This is a genomic window from Nocardioides sp. AE5 (genome assembly GCF_031844485.1).
Classification (GTDB): domain Bacteria; phylum Actinomycetota; class Actinomycetes; order Propionibacteriales; family Nocardioidaceae; genus Nocardioides.
In genome coordinates this window covers 1-16564 of the sequence record NZ_JAUZVI010000013.1, presented here as the reverse complement: position 1 = coordinate 16564, position 16564 = coordinate 1, and the positions used below count along the sequence as shown (strand labels likewise).

General features: G+C 67.8%; 20 protein-coding genes and 1 riboswitch. Of the genes, 15 read left to right on the top strand and 5 right to left on the bottom strand.

The features are described 5' to 3' along the window. A complete protein-coding gene (locus Q9R27_RS16400) occupies positions 1–1017 on the top strand; it encodes a zinc-binding dehydrogenase (protein ID WP_311253479.1) in 1017 nt (338 codons plus the stop codon). Further along, on the top strand, positions 1014–1217 hold the full coding sequence (locus Q9R27_RS16395; RefSeq protein WP_311253478.1) for a hypothetical protein: 204 nt from the start codon (positions 1014–1016) through the stop codon (positions 1215–1217). Before Q9R27_RS16400 ends, Q9R27_RS16395 begins: the two co-directional genes overlap by 4 nt. 62 nt (positions 1218–1279) lie before the next feature. Here the strand turns inward: Q9R27_RS16395 and Q9R27_RS16390 are convergent, their stop codons facing one another. Continuing rightward, positions 1280–1594 carry an HU family DNA-binding protein gene (locus tag Q9R27_RS16390; RefSeq protein ID WP_311253477.1) on the bottom strand — a complete coding sequence of 105 codons (315 nt, stop codon included), beginning with the start codon at positions 1592–1594 and terminating at the stop codon, positions 1280–1282. Positions 1595–1893: 299 nt separating this feature from the next. Between Q9R27_RS16390 and Q9R27_RS16385 the strand changes: the two genes are divergently transcribed. The 6 genes from Q9R27_RS16385 to Q9R27_RS16360 all read left to right on the top strand — a co-directional run bounded on the left by Q9R27_RS16385 (position 1894) and on the right by Q9R27_RS16360 (position 6584). Then, positions 1894–2472 (top strand): TMEM165/GDT1 family protein, encoded by a 579-nt coding sequence (locus Q9R27_RS16385; protein ID WP_311253476.1) that lies wholly within the window; start codon positions 1894–1896, stop codon positions 2470–2472. Positions 2473–2503: 31 nt separating this feature from the next. Continuing rightward, positions 2504–2947: a helix-turn-helix transcriptional regulator gene (locus Q9R27_RS16380; protein ID WP_311253475.1), complete on the top strand. Its 444-nt coding sequence runs from the start codon at positions 2504–2506 to the stop codon at positions 2945–2947. A 10-nt stretch (positions 2948–2957) separates the two neighbouring features. Further along, positions 2958–3368 carry a VOC family protein gene (locus Q9R27_RS16375; protein ID WP_311253474.1) on the top strand — a complete coding sequence of 137 codons (411 nt, stop codon included), beginning with the start codon at positions 2958–2960 and terminating at the stop codon, positions 3366–3368. A gap of 67 nt (positions 3369–3435) precedes the next feature. Next, positions 3436–5808, top strand: coding sequence for an excinuclease ABC subunit UvrA (locus Q9R27_RS16370; RefSeq protein WP_311253473.1), 2373 nt, complete (start codon positions 3436–3438; stop codon positions 5806–5808). 36 nt (positions 5809–5844) lie between these two features. After that, positions 5845–6231, top strand: coding sequence for a hypothetical protein (locus tag Q9R27_RS16365; protein ID WP_311253472.1), 387 nt, complete (start codon positions 5845–5847; stop codon positions 6229–6231). A 35-nt stretch (positions 6232–6266) separates the two neighbouring features. Beyond that, positions 6267–6584 (top strand): hypothetical protein, encoded by a 318-nt coding sequence (locus Q9R27_RS16360; protein WP_311253471.1) that lies wholly within the window; start codon positions 6267–6269, stop codon positions 6582–6584. A 122-nt stretch (positions 6585–6706) separates the two neighbouring features. On the opposite strand, the gene Q9R27_RS16355 is transcribed toward Q9R27_RS16360, so the two are convergent. Both Q9R27_RS16355 and Q9R27_RS16350 read right to left on the bottom strand, forming a co-directional pair. Continuing rightward, positions 6707–7201: a GNAT family N-acetyltransferase gene (locus Q9R27_RS16355; protein ID WP_311253470.1), complete on the bottom strand. Its 495-nt coding sequence runs from the start codon at positions 7199–7201 to the stop codon at positions 6707–6709. Positions 7202–7210: 9 nt separating this feature from the next. Continuing rightward, positions 7211–7555 carry a helix-turn-helix domain-containing protein gene (locus tag Q9R27_RS16350; RefSeq protein WP_311253469.1) on the bottom strand — a complete coding sequence of 115 codons (345 nt, stop codon included), beginning with the start codon at positions 7553–7555 and terminating at the stop codon, positions 7211–7213. Positions 7556–7660: 105 nt separating this feature from the next. On the opposite strand from Q9R27_RS16350, the gene Q9R27_RS16345 reads away from it, so the two are divergent. Further along, positions 7661–8233 carry a DUF6928 family protein gene (locus Q9R27_RS16345; RefSeq protein WP_311253468.1) on the top strand — a complete coding sequence of 191 codons (573 nt, stop codon included), beginning with the start codon at positions 7661–7663 and terminating at the stop codon, positions 8231–8233. A 42-nt stretch (positions 8234–8275) separates the two neighbouring features. Here the strand turns inward: Q9R27_RS16345 and Q9R27_RS16340 are convergent, their stop codons facing one another. After that, complete coding sequence (locus Q9R27_RS16340; RefSeq protein WP_311253467.1) at positions 8276–9313, bottom strand: FUSC family protein; 1038 nt, start codon at positions 9311–9313, stop codon at positions 8276–8278. A 27-nt stretch (positions 9314–9340) separates the two neighbouring features. Continuing rightward, positions 9341–9646, bottom strand: coding sequence for an antibiotic biosynthesis monooxygenase (locus tag Q9R27_RS16335; RefSeq protein ID WP_311253466.1), 306 nt, complete (start codon positions 9644–9646; stop codon positions 9341–9343). A 30-nt stretch (positions 9647–9676) separates the two neighbouring features. On the opposite strand from Q9R27_RS16335, the gene Q9R27_RS16330 reads away from it, so the two are divergent. The 6 genes from Q9R27_RS16330 to Q9R27_RS16305 all read left to right on the top strand — a co-directional run bounded on the left by Q9R27_RS16330 (position 9677) and on the right by Q9R27_RS16305 (position 16487). After that, a complete protein-coding gene (locus Q9R27_RS16330) occupies positions 9677–10159 on the top strand; it encodes a nicotinamide-nucleotide amidohydrolase family protein (RefSeq protein ID WP_311253465.1) in 483 nt (160 codons plus the stop codon). Positions 10160–10180: 21 nt separating this feature from the next. Continuing rightward, positions 10181–11329, top strand: coding sequence for a methyltransferase domain-containing protein (locus tag Q9R27_RS16325; RefSeq protein ID WP_311253464.1), 1149 nt, complete (start codon positions 10181–10183; stop codon positions 11327–11329). A 51-nt stretch (positions 11330–11380) separates the two neighbouring features. Then, positions 11381–11603: riboswitch (cobalamin riboswitch) on the top strand. A gap of 125 nt (positions 11604–11728) precedes the next feature. After that, on the top strand, positions 11729–14281 hold the full coding sequence (locus tag Q9R27_RS16320) for a ribonucleoside-diphosphate reductase subunit alpha (RefSeq protein WP_311253463.1): 2553 nt from the start codon (positions 11729–11731) through the stop codon (positions 14279–14281). Between the two features lie 23 nt (positions 14282–14304). Then, positions 14305–15276, top strand: a complete 972-nt coding sequence (locus Q9R27_RS16315; protein ID WP_311253595.1) for a ribonucleotide-diphosphate reductase subunit beta — start codon at positions 14305–14307, stop codon at positions 15274–15276. Positions 15277–15288: 12 nt separating this feature from the next. After that, entirely contained in the window at positions 15289–15714 is a 426-nt protein-coding gene (locus Q9R27_RS16310; protein ID WP_311253462.1) for a hypothetical protein, read from the top strand. After that, a complete protein-coding gene (locus tag Q9R27_RS16305) occupies positions 15705–16487 on the top strand; it encodes a ZIP family metal transporter (RefSeq protein ID WP_311253461.1) in 783 nt (260 codons plus the stop codon). The genes Q9R27_RS16310 and Q9R27_RS16305 overlap by 10 nt, the downstream gene beginning before the upstream one ends. Positions 16488–16564: the final 77 nt, after the last annotated feature.

Sequence of the window (16564 nt, the reverse complement as noted above, 5' to 3'; positions counted from 1 at the left end):
ATGCACGCAGCCACCATCCACGCCGCCGGGGACATCCGGTGGAGCGACGTCCCTGATCCGACAATCGACGCGGCCCACCAGGCGATCGTGAAGGTGGTCGCCGGCTGTATCTGCGGCTCCGACCTGTGGCCCTATCGCGGGGAGAACCCCATCGTGGCAGGGAACACGATCGGCCACGAGTGCGTCGGGGTGGTGGAGGAAGTCGGAGCCGAGGTCCGTTCCTTCCGTGCCGGAGACCTGGTGATCGTGCCGTTCTGCCACAGCGACAACACCTGCCCGCACTGCCGCTACGGCGTCACCTCGGCATGCGTGAACCTCGGCTTCACCACCAGCGGACAGGGGGAACACGCGCTGGTCCAGCAGGCCGAGGGGAGCCTGGTCCGGGTCGAGGCGGACCCCGATCCTGCCCTGCTCCCGTCGCTGCTGGCCCTCTCTGACGTGATGCCCACCGGCTGGCACGCCGCGGTTGCTGCCGGCGTACGCCCCGGGGGCACCGCCGTCGTGGTGGGTGACGGAGCGGTCGGCCTCTGCGCCGTGCTGGCTGCGTCCCGGATGGGCGCCGAGCGGGTGATCGTGATGTCGCGCCACGCCTCGCGCCAGGCGATCGCACGCGACTTCGGCGCCACCGACGTGGTAGCCGAGCGGGGCAAGGAGGGTGCTGCCCGCATCCTCGACCTCACCGATGGCGTGGGCGCCGATGCGGTGCTGGAATGTGTCGGCACCGACCAGGCCATGAAGACCGCGCTCAAGGTGTGCCGTCCGGGCGGCGGCGTGGGGTTCGTCGGAGTGCCGCACGGGGTGGAACTGCCGGTCTCGAAGATGTTCCAGCGCAACATCGGCCTCCGCGGCGGCATGGCGCCGGTCCGCGCCTACATTCCGGACCTGCTCGCCTCCGTGGTGGCCGGCGAGATCAACCCGGGCCGTGTCTTCGACCGGGTGCTGCCGATGTCCGAGGTGGCCGAGGGCTACCGCGCGATGGATGAGCGACGTGCAGTGAAGGTGATGTTGCAGCCATGACCAGGGCAAAGCTGGCCGGATGTGCCCTGGCCATCGTGATGCTGGTGGGCGGCTTCGTGGTCTGGGGCCAGGCACTGGGGTACGCCGGGGAGGGGCCGTTCACCGACAGCACGGCGTGGACCTATCTCGGCGCCATCGTGGCCGGCCTCGGGCTGGCCCTCTTGCTGGCCATCTTCGGCAACCGGGACGGGCGTCGCTGACCGAAATGGCACGGACCCCGCCACCCCCGTTGCCGGGGGAGCGGGGTCCAGTCGGGCTGGGGTCAGCCGCGGGCCTTGCGGATGGCGGCCTGGTCCTTCTTGGAGGCAGCCACGTAGGTCTTGAAGCCACTGCCGGCCTTGAACGCCGGGACGTTGGTCTTCTTGATCTTGATGGTCTCACCGGTCTGCGGGTTGCGCGCCTCGCGGGCAGCACGCTCACGCTTCTCGAAGGTTCCGAAACCGGGGATCTGCACGCGGTCGCCCTCGGCGACGGCGTCGCTGATGCTGTTGATCACTGCGGTCAGGGCTGCTTCGGCGTCCTTGCGAGTGCCGCCGGTCTGCTCGGCGATCGCGTCCACCAGTTCACGCTTGTTCAATTTCTCCACCATTTCTGGTCAGGGATGTGTGCGTACGGCTCGAAACTAGGCGGAAACATCGGCGCTGGCGGGCGCGACACGCCCAGAAGTCCCGGGATGCTGTAGCCTTTGGGATCGAAAGGGAGTAGTCCCCAACAGATGTGCCGACACACTGGCCCCCGGGCCCGGCACATCAGGCCAGTTCCACTGGCGGACGAGACTTTCGACCAGTTCCACGACCCAACCAACGGACGTGCCTGGTCGAAGGGACGTCCACGACACCTCGTCTCCTCGGCCGGGCCAAGGAGAAACCACCAGCCATGTACGCATTCCTGCTCAGCACCGCGGTCATCTTCGTCGCGGAGCTCGGTGACAAGAGCCAGTTGATGGCGATGACCTTCGCCACCCGCTATCGGGCCCGCGACGTCATCCTCGCGATCACCGCGGCCACCGCGATCGTCCACCTGGCCTCGGTCGGGATCGGCGTCGCCATCGGCGCCTCGTTCTCCGACTACCAGGGCACGATCTCCATCGTGGCTGGCATCGCGTTCCTCGGGTTCGCTGCCTGGACCCTGCGCGGCGACGAGCTGACCGACGAGGAAGCCCAGAAGGCGAAGAACAGCTCGGGAGCGGCGCTGCTCGCCGTCGGTGGCGCCTTCTTCCTGGCCGAGCTCGGCGACAAGACGATGCTCGCCACCATCACCCTGGCCACCCAGGAGGGATGGTTCGGCGTCTGGATCGGCAGCACGGTCGGCATGGTCGCCGCCGACGCACTCGCCATCGCTGCCGGCGTACTGCTGGGGCGCCAGCTGCCCGAGAAGGTCATCAAGTACGGCGCAGCCGCCGCCTTCGTGGTCTTCGGTGCGCTGCTGATCGCCGAGGGCGCCGGGTGGCTTTGAGGCCTGCGCTCGGCGGTGGCAGGATAGGCCCGTGAGCGACGGCGTCCTGCGACCCTCCCGCCTGGCAGATCTGAGCAGGCTGCGGAGGATCCGCGACCGGATCGACCGGGAGTATCACCAGCCGCTCGACCTCAGTGCGCTGGCTGCCGGCGAGCACATGTCGTCGGGGCACCTGAGCCGTCAGTTCCGCCTCGCTTTCGGAGAGACGCCGTACGCGTATCTGATGACACGTCGGATCGAGCGGGCGATGGCCCTGCTGCGGGCAGGCGAGATGAGCGTCACCGAAGTCTGCTTCGCGGTCGGATTCTCCTCACTGGGCACCTTCAGCACCCGCTTCACCGAACTGGTGGGGATCCCACCGAGTGCTTATCGACGCCAGCCGAACGCGGCGGCACAGGAAATGGTTCCGTGCGTCGCACGGAAGGTCACCCGACCGGTCAGGAATCAAGAAGCGGCCCCGGCTCCGGAGGACTAGCGTCTGTGCCATGACTCTGAAGATCAACGCCAGCTTCCTGCCGCACACCGACCCGGACGCCTCGCTCGCGTTCTATCGCGACATCCTCGGGTTCGAGATCCGCAACGACGTCGGCTACGAGGGTATGCGGTGGATCACCGTGGGCCCCGCCGACCAGCCCGACACCAACATCCTGCTCCACCCGCCCACGGCCACACCGGGCCTGACCGAGGACGAGCAGCGGACCCTGCTCGAACTTGTCGCCAAGGGCACCTACTTCGGCATCAACCTCTCCACCGGGGACGTGGACGCGACCTTCGCCCGGCTTGAGGCGAGCGGTGCCGAGGTGGTCCAGGAGCCGATGGACCAGCCGTACGGCGCCCGCGACTGCGCCTTTCGTGACCCAGCCGGCAACGAGTTGCGGGTCCAGGAGATTCGCTGACCGGCCCGGTGCGCCGCACCCGCTAGATTTCGGCCATACCCGCCACCCACTGCTCGACGGAGAGTTGATGACACCGCGCCCAGCCCAGATCCATGTCGCCGACTCGCACGACCTGATCCGGGTCGAGGGCGCCCGGGAGAACAACCTCAAGGACGTCAGCCTGGAGCTGCCCAAGCGCCGCCTCTCGGTCTTCACCGGCGTCTCTGGCTCGGGGAAGAGTTCGCTGGTCTTCGCGACCATCGCCGCGGAGTCGCAGCGGATGATCAATGAGACCTATTCGACGTTCGTGCAGGGGTTCATGCCCACCATGGCCCGGCCCGAGGTGGACCGGCTCGAGGGACTCACGACCGCGATCATCGTGGACCAGGAACGGCTCGGCGCGAATCCGCGCTCGACGGTGGGCACGGTGACCGACGCCAACGCGATGTTGCGGATGCTGTTCAGCCGCCTCGGCGACCCCCAGATCGGTCCTCCGAGTGCCTTCGCGTTCAACGTCCCGTCGGTCTCGGCCGCTGGAGCGATCACGGTCGGTTCCGGGGACAAGGCGATGGCACAGAAGGTGAGCTTCAACAAGCTCGGCGGGATGTGTCCGCGCTGCGAGGGCAAGGGCTCGGTCAGCGACTTTGACCTGGCCGCCCTCTTCGACGAGGAGAAGTCCCTCAACGAGGGTGCGATCATCGTCCCCGGCTATTCGATGGACGGCTGGTACGGCCGGATCTTCCGGGGCAGTGGCTTCTTCGACCCCGACAAGCCGATCAAGAAGTACAACAAGCGCGAGATGCACTCGCTGCTCCACAAGGAGCCGACCAAGGTCAAGGTCGACGGGATCAACGTCACCTATGAGGGCCTGATCCCGAAGATCCAGAAGTCGATGCTCTCCAAGGACGTCGAGGCGATGCAGTCCCACATCCGCGCCTTCGTGGAGCGTGCCGTGGTCTTCACCACCTGCCCCGACTGCGAGGGCACTCGGCTGGCGCCGGAGGCACGGTCGTCGAAGATCAACGGGATCAGCATTGCGGACGCCTGCCAGATGCAGATCAGCGACTTGGCCCAGTGGGTCCGGGCCCTGGACGAGCCGTCAGTGGCACCGCTCCTCAAGGGCTTGCAGCACCTGCTCGACTCGTTCATCGGGATCGGCCTCGGCTATCTCTCCCTGGACCGCCCCTCCGGCACCCTGTCCGGGGGAGAGGCGCAACGGACCAAGATGATCCGCCACCTCGGCTCGTCGCTGACCGATGTCACTTACGTGTTCGACGAGCCCACGATCGGCCTGCACCCGCACGACATCGACAAGATGAACACGTTGCTGCTCCAGTTGCGCGACAAGGGAAACACCGTCCTGGTCGTCGAGCACAAGCCCGAGGCCATCGCGATCGCCGACCACGTCGTCGACCTGGGCCCCCTGGCCGGGACCGGCGGGGGAGAGGTGGTCTACCAGGGTGACCTTGCCGGACTGCGTGACAGCGGGACGCTGACCGGGCGCCACCTGGACTACCGGGCCCGGGTCAAGGACGAGGTCCGTACGCCGACTGGGACGCTCGAGGTCAGGGGAGCTGCGACGCACAACCTGCGCGACGTCGACGTCGACATCCCGCTCGGCGTCCTCACCGTGGTCACCGGCGTCGCAGGTTCGGGCAAGAGTTCCTTGATCCACGGTTCGGTCGCAACCCGCGAGGGCGTCGTCTCGATCGACCAGGGCGCGATCAAGGGATCGCGGCGCAGCAACCCTGCGACGTACACGGGCTTGCTGGAGCCGATCCGCAAGGCCTTCGCCAAGGCGAACGGCGTGAAGCCTGCCCTCTTCAGCGCCAACTCCGAGGGCGCCTGCCCCACCTGCAAGGGCGCCGGGGTCGTCTACACCGAACTCGGTTTCATGGACACCGTCTCCACCCCGTGTGAGGACTGCGGCGGCAAGCGGTTCCAGCCTGCCGTGCTGGAATACCAACTGGGTGGGCGTGACATCAGCGAGGTGCTCGCGATGCCCGTCGCCGAGGCGCTGGAGTTCTTCGCCGACGGGGACGCGAAGATCCCGGCAGCGCACAAGATCCTCGCCCGGCTCGACGACGTGGGGCTGGGCTACGTCAGCCTGGGGCAGCCACTGACCACCCTGTCCGGCGGCGAGCGGCAACGGATCAAGCTCGCGACCCACATGGGGGAGAAGGGCGGGATCTACGTCCTGGACGAGCCGACCACGGGGCTCCACCTAGCGGATGTGGAGAACCTGCTCGGGCTCCTGGACCGGCTGGTCAACGCAGGCAAGACGGTGATCGTGATCGAGCACCACCAGGCCGTGATGGCCCACGCGGACTGGATCATCGACCTCGGTCCGGGCGCGGGGCACGACGGCGGGCTGGTGGTCTTCGAAGGCACCCCGGCCGACCTGGTGGCAACACCGAAGACGCTCACCGGCGAGCACCTGGCGGCGTACGTCGGCGGCTGAGGTCGCCCCGCCGGGGAAGTGACCTACGATTCAGCCATGCCAACGGATCAAGTTGACCGGATGCGCCCAGCCCAGCGTTGGCTCCTCATCCTCATCGCACCACTCACGGCCCTTGGCGCAGGTCTCGGGTGGGGCCTCGCCAAGTCCGACCTGACCGGGCGCGCCGAGGACGCTGGCGTGTCCGTCGATGCGGTGTCCGAGCAGGTCACGGCCGGCTCGCTCGCCCTGGCCTGCGCGCTGGGCCTGATCGTCTTCGCCGTGGTGCTGTCGGCCTTCAACCTGTTGCGGGCACCCGGCACCGGCGGGCAGAAGGCTGCCAAGGTCGTAGCGATGGTGGCCGGATTCGTGCTGATCGCCGCCGCCGTCGCCATCGCCGTCTTCGTCTACCCGGAATTCCAGGAGCTGGTGACCAGCCCACGCTGACCGCCCGGACCACGGCGGCCGAGTGGCATCATTCGATGAGCGCCTGGCTGGGTCTGGGCGAACCGCTGGGCGATCGTCACACCGAAGGAGACTCCGGCATGGACCAATCCGGGTCCGAGTTCCTCGGCCACGGCGGCTCCGCGCGCCCGGAGCGAATCGAACCCGGCGTTCCGAGCGAAGGCGAAACCTTCCTCGATGGTGGCGAACGTCTGGCCGTCGAACAGGTCCGGTGCATGCACCGTGTGTCCGGCGCTGCGCAGATCGTCGGCGAACACCTGCATGCCATCAGTCAGGCCCTGGATGTGGTGGTACAGCAGCACGTCGGCCATGCCAGCGGCTCCTTCGACTCGTGAGCGGATGTGGAGCGTTCACAACGATACGCGCACGAACTAGCGCATCGCCGATAAGGGACATTATGTCAGATGGTGAGGGATCGGGAGGCCGGAGCGCACTGGCGGCCATCCCCCATGAAGCATCACGTTCGGACCATTCGGCGCTCGACGCCTACCGGTTCCACCTTCGACGACCCGTCGAACACAAACCCTTGTCGCTCATAGAACGCGATCGCTCGTTCGTTGCCATCCAGCACCCACAGGTACGCCGCCGCTGGGCCGATCGCCTTCTCGAGCAAGGCGTGACCAAAGCCTTGGCCGTACACCTCGGCTCGTACGTAGAGCGCCCACACTTCCACGTCAGGAAGTCCTGGCTCCGGGTCATCCCGCCCTGGCCCCGCGCTGACGAAGCCGAGCAGGCGACCGCCAGCAGCTGCCTCGACCACGTGCGTCCGATCCGCGGAGCGATCGAGGATCTCCCGCCATCGCGCAACACGTTGCGCACGATCCGCGCGTCGATTGCGCAGGATCGCTTCGTCGATGAGGTGGCCGTAGGCCTCCTCCCATACGTCGAGGTGCAGGTCGGTCAGGGCGTCGGCATCCGACGGTTCACTCGGTCGCAGTAGCTCACTCGTCATGACCCACGCTCATGTGCGCCTCCTCAGCGTCCGAAAAGGCGGAAACTCCAACTCTCCAGCCTCTTCCCTGCGTAGTGCGCGTCCCAGCGGGACGACCCTTCCCAACAGTTGGGCCCTCTCCTCAAGTGTCGTTGCCTCGTCGCGCATTCCAGGGTTGTCGGGCGATGCCCAAGCGAGGTCCAGGCGCAGTCCGACCGACTCCCCCAGTCGCTCCAGTTGGGCAACGGTCGGCTGGCGCTTCCCCTTCAGGTAATCATCGATCAGCGAACGCGAGACCCCCGAACGGCGCGACAGCGACGCCTTGGTCTCCCCCGTCCGGTCCAGGATCTCCGCCACCGCTGTCGCCGCATTCATGCCGCCATGCTATGTACTGGATATCGTACAGTCAATGCCTATCGCTACGCTTCCCGATGCTGCGGGCGCAAGCGACGCCCGCTCCGGCAGCGAGAGGGAGTTCGCATGGGAGTGAACCTGGCGGCCGTGCTCTACCCGGACGCCGATCCCGACCTCGCACCCGAAGACGTCGTACGACGCCTCTTCCCGCGCATGCGCCTGGAACGCACCGACCGCGGGAGCCTCATCAGCCACGGCTTCCCCGAGCGTGGCGAGATCGCTGTCGGGCACATCACCCAGGGCCTGATCATCACCACGCGGGATGCGGCACTCTTCCGCCCGACTGACCTGCACGCGCGCTACGCCAAACTGGGCGAGACGCGGATCCTGCTCACCCAGCAGACGGCGCACGACATGTTCGCCTTCGCCCGCTGGTCCGAAGGTGCACTCGTCCGCGCCCTCAGCGTCAATCCGGTCGGCAAGGTGTGGCAGTCGATCGGCGATCCCGACCCGTTCGAGGCACCGTTCTGGTCAGGAGAGCACCCGGTGGACACGGACTATCCGTTGCCCTTCCACCCGCTGGAGATGGCCGAAGCCGCCGTTCAGGAGTTCCTCGGAACGCAGTTCGAGGCAAGCCCGACGCCGCAGACCGTGGCCCCGGAGAGCATCGTCCTCGATCGTTTCGCGCGCTCGGCCTGACCGCGATGCCGCTTGGAGACGACCCGGCGTAGCATCGCCGTTCTAGTTGCGCGCCCCGAGGGAGACCCGGATCCGCCGCAGGTCCTCCATCAATGATCCGATCAGGATCCAGTTCATGCCCGAGGGGGCCTTGAACATCAGGGGTGCCGTCAGGGCAGGCGCGGTCTCGGCAAACTCCATGTAGCGAGCGCCCAGCGCCAGGCGCAACTCACGGCGGGTGTCGTGCGCGGCCCGGCGCAGTTCCTCCGAGATCCCCTGCACCGCCGGCTCGGTGCTCACGTCATCGTCGTACTGCTCGACGTACGCCCGGGTCATCCCGAGCACCTGGGTGACGATCGGGCGCAGGTTCTCCGCACTCTCCCGCATCGCGGCGAGGTCCTCGCGGTGGTGGCGCCCACGCGGGTTCAGCGCCAGCGAATCCTCGGCCTCATCCAGCGCTTCGTTGGCGGCGTCGCGCAGTTCGTAGAGACGGCGCGCAGCCACCATCAACTCCCGGAGCTCACGCAACGTGTGCTTGGCGGTGAGCGCACCCGCCAACCGTTCCAGTGACGCGGCGATCTCCTCCCCCAGCGCGTCCATCGCCCGCCGCGCCGGATCCAGGGCCACCGGCGGCACCAGCACCAGGTGTACGACGATCCCGATCGCCGCCCCGAGGAACGTCTCCAGCACCCGATAGCTCGCATAACCCGGCGTACTGGCACCCATCGACAAGACCAGCAGCGCGCTGATCGCGACCTGGTTGGCCGAGCCGACCGTCATCCGCAACGCCCATGCCAGCGCCAGGGCGGCAGCGACGGCCAGGATCACCACCCATGACTCCTCGCCGAGTGCCAGGCCCAGCGCCGCAGCGAGCATCACCCCGGCAATGACGCCGACACTGCGCTCGATCCCCTTCGTCAGAGACTGGTTGAGGCTCGGCTGGACCACGAGCATGGCGGCAATCGCGGCGAAGACGGGAGGCGGTCCGTCCGGGACCAGCCATCCCGCGACCACCCAGGCCAGGATCGTGGCCACGGCCGTCTTCACCATCTGCAGCAGCGCGGGACGCTCGGTCGCGCGGAAGGCGGAGGTGTATCGCATGCGACCAGCCTAGGCGCGCTGGCCCGCTCAGCCCGGCTGCTCCGGGCCGACGACCACGAAATGCTCGACCACCGGGAAGGGCTCATAGAAGTGGTGCAACAACGCACGCCATTCGTCGTACGCCGCGGAGCCGCGGAAACCTTCGGTGTGGTCGGCCAGGGTCTCCCACTCGACCAGGAGCAGGTAACGGTTCGGGGTCTCCACGCAGCGCCGCAGCGCCACCGAGCGGCATCCCTTCATGCCGGTGATGATCCGGCGGGCCTCAGCGAAGGCGCGCTCGAATTCGTCTTCCCGGCCCGGCACGACGGGCAGGAGCGCATGTTCCAGGATCATGGCCCCATCCTGCCGGGTAGCCTCGACCGCGTGAGCACCCTGGATGATCGGCTGGCCCGCGCGCTGCTCAACGCCTCCGCAACGGTCGCCACGGCGGAGTCGTGCACCGCGGGGATGGTCGCGTCGCGGTTGGCGGACCGGCCCGGGTCGTCGGCGTACCTCGTCGGCGGTTTCGTCACCTATGCCAATGAGGCGAAGACGAGCCAGGTCGGGGTGAGCGCTGACCTTCTCGCGCGGGTGGGTGCGGTGAGTGAGGAGGTCGCGCGTGCGATGGCGGCCGGGGCGCGCGCACGCCTAGACACGACGTACGGCGTCTCCACGACCGGTGTGGCCGGTCCGGGAGGCGGCACACCAGAGAAGCCCGTCGGCCTGGTCCACATCGCCGTGGCGAGCGCCTCCACCACGTGGCACCGGCGACTGGAGTTGCCCGGCGACCGCGACGCCGTACGCCGTGGGGCCACCGAGCAGGCGCTGGAGTTGCTGCTCGAGGCCGTCACCGCTGGTACCGCCTGAGGCTTCGACTACCGTGGCCCGGTGCAATGTGGCCACTTCGAGGCGGGCAGGTGCCGCTCGTGCGCCCTGATGGGGACGCCGTACGACGCGCAACTGGCCGAGAAGCAGCGACAGGTGGCAGCGACCTTGCCGACCGGTCTTGCCTGGCTGCCACCCGTGGCGAGCCGTGAGTCCGGCTTCCGCAACAAGGCGAAACTGGTCGCCGCCGGCACCCGCGGCGCACCGGTGCTCGGCATCCTGGACCGCGACCAGCACGGGATCGACCTGACCAACTGTGGCCTCTACGAGCCCGGCCTCGCGGAGGCCGTGCGCACCATGCCGCGACTCGTCGCCGAGCTCGGCCTGACGCCGTACGACGTGCCGCGACGCACCGGGGAGCTCAAGCACGTCCTGCTCACCCATTCCCCCGACGACGAGCTGATGCTCCGCTTCGTGCTCCGCTCCCCCGGGCAACTGCGGCGGATCCGCGACGGGCTCGCGCTGCTGCGCGAGGAGCTGTCCGGCCTGCGCGTCGTCAGCGCCAACCTGCAGCCCGAGCACAAGGCGATCATCGAGGGCGACGAGGAGCACGTGCTCACTCCGGAAGATTCCCTGCCGATGCGGGTCAACGACGTGACCCTGCACCTGCGCACCCGCAGCTTCTTCCAGACCAACACGGCCGTCGCCGCGGCGCTCTATGCGCAGGCGCGTGCGTGGATCGCCGATCTCCGGCCGAGCGAGGTGTGGGACCTCTACTGCGGCGTGGGCGGCTTCGCGCTGCATGCGCTGGGCCACGGTGCCGACCGCGTGGTCGGTGTGGAGTCATCGGCCGAGGCCGTGGCCAGCGCCAGGCTCAGTGGCGCAGCGCTTGCCCGGGGCCACCACGAGTGGCACGCCGGCGATGCGACCCGGATGCTCGACGACCCGGTGCTGACCGGGCGCAGCGGTCCCGACCTGGTCGTGGTGAACCCACCGCGGCGCGGCATCGGGGCGGCCTTGTGCGCACGGTTGGACGAGCACGGACCGCGCCATGTCCTCTACTCTAGTTGCAACGTGACCACGCTCGCCGCGGATCTTGCGGCCATGCCACGGCTGCGCCCGATCGCGGCGCGGCTCTTCGACATGTTCCCGCAGACCGGCCACCACGAGGTCATGGTGCTCCTCGAACGGGATCCCCCGGCGCAGGCCTGAAATCCGGTCCACCACAAGATGTGGGTAGTTACATCGATGGAATTCATGTATATAGTGGCGACCGCAGCTGGTCCGGCTCCTCAGCCAGAGGAGTCGTCGCAAGAGGGAATCCGGTGAGAGACCGGAACTGCCCCGCAGCGGTGAGTGGGAACGAACTCCGTCAACAGCACTGGGCGAACAGCCTGGGAAGCGACGGACAGTAGGAATCTCGACAGCACGAACGCCGAGAGAACGCCCGCGAGTCCGAAGACCTGCCAGTGCCCCGTCATCGACGACGGGGGTCCGCGACCTCGAGGGAAGGTCAGGGGATCGACAGCGGCGCGTTGGCGTCGGCGCCCCCTCCTCTCCTCGCACGACGCGGGCAGCGTCATCACACGAGGATTCACGAGGGGTGAACCGATGACGATCAAGGTCATCAAGCGAGACGGATCCAGGGTCGACTACGACGGCTACGAGATCGCGCGTTCCATCGAGGAGGCCGCTGCCGGCCTCGACGACCAGGTCGCCAGGGCGACCCAGCTCCGCTCGGAGCTGGAGATCACGCTCTTCGACGGCATCACCAGCGAGCAACTCGACCAGGCCGTCGTCCAGGTCGCGCTGCAGAACGTCAAGGACGACCCGGCCTACGACACCATCGCGTCGCGGCTGCTGGTGAAGAGCTTCTACAAGGCGATCTTCGGCGAGGGCGTGACCCGCGACGAGGTCTACGCCTTCCACGCCGAGGCGTTCGTCGCCTTCATCGTCCGCGGCGTCGAACTCGGCCTGCTCGACACGCGCCTGCGCGACCTCTTCGACCTGGAGCGGCTCGGCGCCGCACTGGACCCCGGGCGCGACGACCTGCTGCGCTACATCGGTGTGCAGACCATGCGCACCCGCTACATGATCAACTCCCCCGACGGCCGCCCGATGGAGATGCCGCAGTTCTTCTGGATGCGGGTCGCGATGGGGCTGGCCTTGAACGAGGAGGACCCGAACGCGGCAGCGCTGCGCTTCTACGACAAGATGTCGCGCCTGGAGTACCTCGCCGCAGGCTCCACCCTGGTCAACGCCGGTACGTCGTACAGCCAGCTCTCCAACTGCTTCGTGATGCAGATGGAGGACGAGATCGAGCACATCGCCAAGTCGGTGCGCGACGTGATGTGGCTGACCAAGGGCACCGGCGGCATCGGCCTCTCGGTCACCAAGCTGCGCGCCGAGGGTTCACCAATCAAGTCCAACAACACCACCTCGACCGGGCCGATCCCGTTCATGCACACCATCGATTCGACGCTGCGCGCGGTCAGCCGCGGCGGCAAGAAGTTCGGCGCGCTCTGCTTCTACATGGAGAACTGGCACCTGGACTTCCCGGCCTTCCTGGACCTGCGGCAGAACTCCGGTGACCCCTACCGGCGTACCCGGACCGCCAACACCGCGGTGTGGATCTCGGACGAATTCATGAAGCGGGTCGACGCCGACCAGCCGTGGTACCTCTTCGACCCGGCCGAAGTGCCCGACCTGGTCGAACTCACCGGCGCTGCCTTCTCCCAGCGGTACGCCGAGTACGCCGCGCAGGCCGAGGCAGGCCAGCTGCGGCACAAGAAGATCGGCGCCCGGGAGCAGTTCAAGGCGATCCTCACCTCGCTGCAGTCCACCTCGCACCCGTGGTTGACGTGGAAGGACACGATCAACACCCGGGCGTTGAACCACAACACCGGGACCATCCACCTGTCCAACCTGTGCACCGAGATCTGCCTGCCGCAGGACCGGGACAACGTCTCGGTCTGCAACCTGGCCTCGATCAACCTCTCCACCCATGTCACCGGCCGCCGGCAGGGTGCCCGCATCGACTGGGACCGGCTGGCCGCGTCCGCCCGGCTCGCAGTGCGCCAGCTCGACAACCTGATCGACATCACCATCTCCTCGGTCCCTGAATCCGAGCGCTCCAACGAGCTGAACCGGGCACTGGGGCTGGGGGTGATGGGCTTCACCGACATCGTGGAGCGCTTCGGCTACTCCTACGCAACGCCCGAGGCCTACGACCTGATCGACCAGGTCATGGAGTTCGTCTCGTGGCACGCCATCGATGCCTCGGCCGACCTGGCCCGCGAGCGGGGCGCCTATCCCAACTTCGAGGGATCGCGGTGGAGCCAGGGCATGGTGCCGATCGACTCCCTGGACCTGCTCGAGGCGGACCGGGGCACCCCGGTCGAGGTGGACCGGACCACCCGGCTGGACTGGGACGCACTGCGCACCAAGGTGGCCGGTGGGATCCGCAACTCGACGCTGCTGGCGATCGCGCCCACCGCCTCGATCGGCCTCGTCGCCGGCACCACGCCCGGTCTCGACCCGCAGTTCAGCCAGATGTTCAGCCGGTCCACCAGCGCGGGCAAGTTCCTGGAGCTCAACCGCAACCTGGTCGACGACCTCAAGGCGCTGGGCCTGTGGGACACCGTGCGCGAGGACCTGCTCCGCCACCAGGGCGACCTGTCCAAGGTGGCCGACGAGCACGACATCCCCGCCGAACTGGTGGAGATCTACCGCACCTCGTTCCAGCTGGACGGGCGCGCCTTCCTCCAGGTCGCCGCACGTGCCCAGAAGTGGATCGACCAGGCGATCAGCCGCAACATCTACCTGGCAGATCGCAGCGTGAACAACATGGTCGACCTGTACGCCGATGCGTGGCGGATGGGCGTGAAGACCACCTATTACCTGCACATGATGCCGCGGCACACCGCGGAGCAGAGCACGGTCAAGGTGAACAAGGCCGCAGCGTTGGGTTCCGGTGGGGCTCGCCGCGGCTTCGGTGCGGCGAAGCCCGCTGCCCGTGGTTTCGGTGCCGCCCAGCCGGCTGCGGTCAAGGAGGCCCCGGCACCCGTCGTACCGCCGGAAGGTGCCACCGAGCTCGACGTGGTCGGGGACGTGCAATGTCCCATCGACCCGCAGGAGCGACTGCAGTGCGAGTCGTGCCAGTGAGCGCCGTGGGAACCCGCCAGGGGATCCTGGGCACTGGCATCGAGGAGGGCCTGCTGCTCAAGCCGGTCACCTATCCGTGGGCGATGGAGCTCTACGACCAGGCGGTGGCGAACACCTGGTTCCCCAACGAGGTGCAGCTCGGTGAGGACCTCGCCGACTTCGAGCGGATGAGCGCCGAGGAACGCCAGGCGCTCACCTTCCTGATGAGCTACTTCAACCCCAATGAGCTCCTGGTCAACAAGGCGCTCGCGTTCGGGGTCTATCCCTACGTCAACGCGGCTGAGTGCCACCTCTACCTGGCCAAGCAGATGTGGGAGGAGGCCAACCACTGCATGAGCTTCGAGTACGTCCTGGAGACGTTCCCGATCGACCGTGAGGCGGCGTACGACTCGCACGTGACGGTGCCCTCGATGGTGGCCAAGGAGGAGTTCCAGGTCCGGTTCATCAAGCGGATGACCGAGCAGACCCTCGACATCACCACCACCGAGGGCAAGCAGGACTTCGTCCGCAACCTGATCGCCTACAACGTGATCCTGGAAGGCATCTGGTTCTATTCCGGCTTCATGGTGGCGCTGAGCTTCCGGCAACGGAACCTGCTGCGCAACTTCGGATCGCTGATCGAGTGGATCGTGCGCGACGAGAGCCTGCACCTGAAGTTCGGGATGAACCTGGTGCTCACCGTGCTGGAGGAGAACCCGGACGTCGCCACCGAGGAGTTCGCTGCCGAGATCCGAAAGATGATCCTGGATGCGGTGGAGATGGAGGAGGCCTACAACCGGGACCTGCTGCCCAGCGGCATCCTTGGGCTGAACGCGGACTACATCAATCAGTACGTCCGTTACCTGGCCGACCGGCGGCTGGAGGAGCTCGGGTTCGAGGCGCACTATGGCGACCAGAACCCGGCCAAGTGGATGGCCACTGCCAACGACACGTTGCAGTTGGTCAACTTCTTCGAGTCGATCAACACCTCCTACGAGGTCAACGCCAAGCAGTAGGGAGGAGGGCAGATGTCCTGCGTCAGCTTCCTCAGTCCGCAGCAACGGGCGGCCCTGGCTGCCTCGAGCGCGGACGGCGCACCGCTCTCCTCCTTCGCCTCTCCCCCGGTGACCCCGGGGAAGCTGGCCCGGATCCGGGCGCTGTCCTCCTCGGACAGTGCCCGGATCCGGGAGAGCGCGGCGTTGTCGTATCACGCACCGGCTGATGTGCTCACCGCGCTGGCCACGGACCCGGAGCCGATGGTGCGTCGTGGCGTGGCCCGCAACCACGCCACTCCCCCGGCGGTCCTGGCCGCGCTCGCCCGGGATGCGGACCCGACTGTCCGGGCCTGGGTGGCCGCCCATCCTGCGGTGCCAACCACCGTGATGGATTCCTTGACCGGGGATGAGGATCCAATGGTCTCCGCGGTGCTCGCATGGAGCGCCGGATGGACGTGACGCTGGCCCTGGCGCTCACCGCATTCGCTGGGGCGGCCACGGCGCTCGGCGGACTGGCAGCAGTGCACTGGTGGGTCCGCAGCGACACGGAGCTGGCCGCGGCGCTGGGCTTCGCGGCCGGGGCGATGTTGTTGGTCTCGGTCGTCGAGATCATCCCCAAGGGCGCCAGTGGACTGGCGGGCGGACTCGGAGCACAGAGCGCCTGGGTCGTCACGCTGGCGCTGGTGGCCGCGGGCGCGGCAGTGACCGGCCTCCTTGCCCACCGGCTGGCACGTCACGGAGTGGCACCCGAGCGCGACGAGTCCGACGTACGCCGCCAACGCCTGGTCCGCAGTGGTGCCGTCGTGGCCTGCGCGGTAGCAGCACACAACCTGCCCGAGGGGTTGGCCACCTTCGTGACCACGCTGGACGATCCGCAGGCGGGTGTCGCCGTGGCGGTCGCCATCGCAGTCCACAACGTGCCCGAAGGCGTGGCGGTGGCGGCCCCGTTCTTCGGCGCTGGGTTGGGGCGCGCCAAGGCGTTCGGTGCGGCCGCCCTCTCCGGCCTGGCCGAGCCGGTCGGCGCGCTGTTGGGCTACCTCCTCCTGGTAGCGCTGCTGCCCCCGGCTGCCTTCGCCGTCGTCTTCGGTGCGGTCGCCGGCATCATGCTCCACATCGCGCTCACCGAGTTGCTGCCGATGGCACGGCGGCTTTCCACCATGGCCACGGCGAGCGCGAGCTTCGTCGCCGGCGCCGGCACCATGGGAGCCAGCCTGGTCCTGCTCAATCTCTAACCGGCCCAGATGACGTCGTAGCGGGGTCGCGTCCTCTGACGTGCGATCTCTTCCCGGCTGATGAGGGCGTGGGCGGT

Excerpts from the sequence above, each read along its gene's own strand:
- Q9R27_RS16385 (WP_311253476.1), top strand. The coding sequence starts at position 1,894 with ATGTACGCATTCCTGCTCAGCACCGCGGTCATCTTCGTCGCGGAGCTC.
- Q9R27_RS16350 (WP_311253469.1), bottom strand. The coding sequence starts at position 7,555 with ATGAATGCGGCGACAGCGGTGGCGGAGATCCTGGACCGGACGGGGGAG.
- Q9R27_RS16395 (WP_311253478.1), top strand. The coding sequence starts at position 1,014 with ATGACCAGGGCAAAGCTGGCCGGATGTGCCCTGGCCATCGTGATGCTG.
- Q9R27_RS16335 (WP_311253466.1), bottom strand. The coding sequence starts at position 9,646 with ATGATCCTGGAACATGCGCTCCTGCCCGTCGTGCCGGGCCGGGAAGAC.
- Q9R27_RS16320 (WP_311253463.1), top strand. The coding sequence starts at position 11,729 with ATGACGATCAAGGTCATCAAGCGAGACGGATCCAGGGTCGACTACGAC.
- Q9R27_RS16370 (WP_311253473.1), top strand. The coding sequence starts at position 3,436 with ATGACACCGCGCCCAGCCCAGATCCATGTCGCCGACTCGCACGACCTG.
- Q9R27_RS16365 (WP_311253472.1), top strand. The coding sequence starts at position 5,845 with ATGCCAACGGATCAAGTTGACCGGATGCGCCCAGCCCAGCGTTGGCTC.
- Q9R27_RS16310 (WP_311253462.1), top strand. The coding sequence starts at position 15,289 with ATGTCCTGCGTCAGCTTCCTCAGTCCGCAGCAACGGGCGGCCCTGGCT.
- Q9R27_RS16360 (WP_311253471.1), top strand. The coding sequence starts at position 6,267 with ATGAGCGCCTGGCTGGGTCTGGGCGAACCGCTGGGCGATCGTCACACC.
- Q9R27_RS16340 (WP_311253467.1), bottom strand. The coding sequence starts at position 9,313 with ATGCGATACACCTCCGCCTTCCGCGCGACCGAGCGTCCCGCGCTGCTG.
- Q9R27_RS16375 (WP_311253474.1), top strand. The coding sequence starts at position 2,958 with ATGACTCTGAAGATCAACGCCAGCTTCCTGCCGCACACCGACCCGGAC.
- Q9R27_RS16400 (WP_311253479.1), top strand. The coding sequence starts at position 1 with ATGCACGCAGCCACCATCCACGCCGCCGGGGACATCCGGTGGAGCGAC.
- Q9R27_RS16305 (WP_311253461.1), top strand. The coding sequence starts at position 15,705 with ATGGACGTGACGCTGGCCCTGGCGCTCACCGCATTCGCTGGGGCGGCC.
- Q9R27_RS16355 (WP_311253470.1), bottom strand. The coding sequence starts at position 7,201 with ATGACGAGTGAGCTACTGCGACCGAGTGAACCGTCGGATGCCGACGCC.
- Q9R27_RS16345 (WP_311253468.1), top strand. The coding sequence starts at position 7,661 with ATGGGAGTGAACCTGGCGGCCGTGCTCTACCCGGACGCCGATCCCGAC.